This is a genomic window from Microcystis wesenbergii FACHB-1317 (assembly GCF_014696875.1).
GTDB classification, from domain to species: Bacteria; Cyanobacteriota; Cyanobacteriia; order Cyanobacteriales; family Microcystaceae; genus Microcystis; species Microcystis wesenbergii_A.
The window spans coordinates 1-3,273 of the sequence record NZ_JACJQV010000008.1; the positions used below are offsets into that span (position 1 = coordinate 1).

Annotated in this window: 1 protein-coding gene and 4 pseudogenes; all 5 read left to right on the plus strand. The window is 37.9% G+C overall.

All coding sequences use genetic code 11. From position 1 onward, the window contains the following. The first annotated feature begins 137 nt into the window (after window positions 1–137). Window positions 138–818: a PEP-CTERM sorting domain-containing protein gene (locus H6F92_RS00140; protein WP_242029935.1), complete on the plus strand. Its 681-nt coding sequence runs from the start codon at window positions 138–140 to the stop codon at window positions 816–818. 257 nt (window positions 819–1,075) lie between these two features. Further along, a pseudogene (locus H6F92_RS00145) lies at window positions 1,076–1,411 on the plus strand (IS1634 family transposase); the annotation flags it as partial. A 62-nt stretch (window positions 1,412–1,473) separates the two neighbouring features. After that, window positions 1,474–2,020 (plus strand): annotated as a pseudogene (locus tag H6F92_RS00150) (transposase family protein); the annotation flags it as partial. A 179-nt stretch (window positions 2,021–2,199) separates the two neighbouring features. After that, window positions 2,200–2,535 (plus strand): annotated as a pseudogene (locus tag H6F92_RS00155) (transposase family protein); the annotation flags it as partial. A 12-nt stretch (window positions 2,536–2,547) separates the two neighbouring features. Next, window positions 2,548–3,273, plus strand: a pseudogene (locus tag H6F92_RS00160) (IS1634 family transposase); the annotation flags it as partial.

The window sequence follows — 3,273 nt, forward strand, 5'->3', positions numbered from 1 at the left end:
CCTCGAATGGAAATTTTTTCTTTCTTCCAGACATCGATAATTTTTTGGCGAAAATCTACGGAATAGGGTCTCATAGGAAGCTGGTAAGTTCTATTATTTGTCTATTTGCTTTCTATTGTACCTCATAGCTCCAAGAATTGCTATATATCGAAACAGGTGGAAAAGAAAGTCTTAGCTTTGATCCCGATGGATTAGCCATCTTAGAAAGTATTGGTTTATCTTTGGCATCTGTTGAGGATACTAATACTACTGCACCAGGATACGATCATGCTTTTGATATTCTTCCTCCTAGTTCTGACCCCAATATACGAGGAACTGACTGGGTATTTAGTTACGATAAAGAAACAGGCAATTATGAAGTGATTAGTGGAACGACTGAATTTACGGGAAGTATATTTTTTAACGTTGATCAAAATAAGTTGAGTCTTCCCTCAGTTTTAGAAATAGGAAATTTTTCCGCATCCTTCCAAACAAACACTAATCCAGATATTCCCTTACCCTTTTTGGTTTTTATAACCGATACACTCAATACAGGTCTTAAAGTTCTCAGTCCGATCGAACCCGGATTACCTAATGTTGACCTCAATAATAATACTTGGTCACTGGAACCTGTTCCTTTTCTTTTCACTAAAGAATTTAGTGATTTTTTAGGAAAAGCTGGAGCGACTCAATCGGTGGAAGGGCTACAAATTGCTATCGGTAGAGCAGATCGTTCATTTGTGCCTTTATCGACTCAAAGTGTCCCTGAACCAAGCAATATATTAGGATTATTAATGGTTGTCTTAGTTGCAGGTTTTCTAAATTTTTATGTATTATAGCGGTTCTCACACCTGTGTGGCACAGTTAAACCTTTGCTAATTAAGCTTTTCAACATCGATAATGTACCTCGTGCGAACAGGAAACGCTATAAATAAAACTACTAATTTTTTACTAAATCATTTAACTAGACTCCTCGACAAAAACAAAAAATCTACAAATTGTGCCAAAGATTCTTCATTCTGCTGAGGACTTTCCCATTTTAAACTAGATATAGATGATGTCTAGATAGGGTTTGCTGAATAAATCTAAAAACCTTCCCAAACAATTAAATGATGATAAAATTGGTCGAGTAATGGACAAACTTTATCAACTTAATGTTTCGGTCATTTTCCTACTCATCAGTTTAGCCGCCGTGAAAAAATTTGGTGTAGCGACCGAGAATTCCCATTTAGATTCGACTTCTCTATCAGTGGAAGGAGAATATAACAAGGAATACCCAACAGTAGAAATCCTGAAATCAGGAGCAGTTGGAGAAGAAATTGAAACCAGACAACAGCCAATAAAAATTACCTACGGATACTCCCGCGACCGAAGACCTGACTTAAAACAATTTATGATTGACTTAATCGTAAGTGGGGATGGAGATGTACCTTAGATCTCTTGCATAAGTCTAGACAAAATAAGATAAAATAGTTCAAGAGTTAAGATTGAAAGATGACTTACGAACAAGTAAAAACTTTAAAGCCAACAGAGTTCAAACGCTTGTGTGGCGTGTATCCAGATACATTTAAGGATATGGTAACAGTCCTAAAGGCAGAAAAAGTTTGGCAAAAAAAGACAGGCAGACCTAGCAAATTGAGTACGGAAGACCAACTACTAATAACATTAGAATATTGGCGAGAATATCGCACATATTTTCATCGGGGAAATAGTTGGGGTGTTAACGAATCAACGGCGTATAGAATTGTTAGGAAAGTAGAGAATATTCTCATCAAATCAGGTCTGTTTAATCTACCCGGAAAAAAAGCCCTATCAGAAAGTAATAGTGAAATAGAAGTAATAGTGGTGGATGTGTCAGAACAGGAGATAGAAAGACCCAAAAAAAAACAGAAATCATGCTAGAGTGGCAAGCAGGGATACCACACATTAAAGTCGCAAGTCGTTGCCGATCTCGCGCAGCGAGCGCGTTGCGACCAAAAAAGTGAGCAGATAATCTGCGTCCGTTGTGAGAAAGGAAGAGTCCATGATTTTCGGGTTCTTCGGTTTGTGTTATGCAATGGACTGGGATTATAAAGGATGGAACTCTTATGTAGAAAGGCATTTGGCGATTTTTGTCAATTGTTTTTTATCTAGAGCGAACTCATCAATTAAGTCTCTTGCCAGAGAAGGATTTAGTCAATTTATGCCCCCCTATCGAACCATAACAAGTAACGAAGAGCCGATTTTCGGTTGTGGAAAGAGAGTAAAATAGGGTTAAATAAGGAAATAGAAATATTAGGGGACAAAGGCTATCAAGGGATTCAGAAAATCCATCAAAACAGTCAGATTCCTCATAAAAAAAAGAAAAAAGAAAAACTAAGTAAAGAGCAAAAAAAAGCCAATCGTCAGTTATCACAACGGCGCATAGTTATAGAACATATTCATCGTCGTCTCAAAATATTTCGGATACTTTCATCAAGATACAGAAATCGCAGACGGCGATTTGGTCTGAGATTGAATTTGATTGCTGGTATCTACAATTACGAACTTCGTTACCGACAAAAGGATATATCTTGATTACTTTTGCAAGAGATCTCTTTATTCCTGAAAGTAGGTGACGGAAATGAAGCGGACAAAGCGGTTTTTGGTCAAATCGCCCGAGAATTTAAAAAACCAGTTGACTTTGACAGTTTAATAGTCGGCGATAGCGCACTCTATAGCAAAGAGAATTTAAAACTAATGAGAGAAATGCGTTGGTTGTCTCGAGTCCCCTTCAGCATTAAAGAGGCTCAAGAGTTAGTCGATAGCATCTCAGAAAAAGAGTTAACCGATGCAGAAATACCGGGTTATTCCTGGCGGGAAACAAGCTCTAACTATGGGGGGATAGAACCAAGATGGTTGCTAGTTGAAAGTCAAGCTAGAAAAGAATCAGACTTGAAAAAATTAGAGAAAAAAATCGAGCAGGAAAAGAATTATGCCCAAGAAAAAATCCGGCAACTATCCCGAAGAGAATTTGAGAATAGAGCGGTGGCGTTGGCGATAGCCAAAGGATTATCTGACTCCTTAAAATATCATCAGTTAACGGAGATTAAAGTCAATCTCATTCCGCCTGAGACGAGAGCGGTCAAAACTCAAATCAAAAGACGATTTACCCTCTCAAAGCTATCAAGTTCAAGCCGAATTAGAGTTGAATTTGTCCGCCATTGAGAGGCTAAAGAAACGAGCAGGACGATTCGTTTTAGCGACTAACGAATTGGAGAAACAACGATTAAGCAGTGAGGATATACTCAAAAAATATAAAGGGCAACAAGCTCC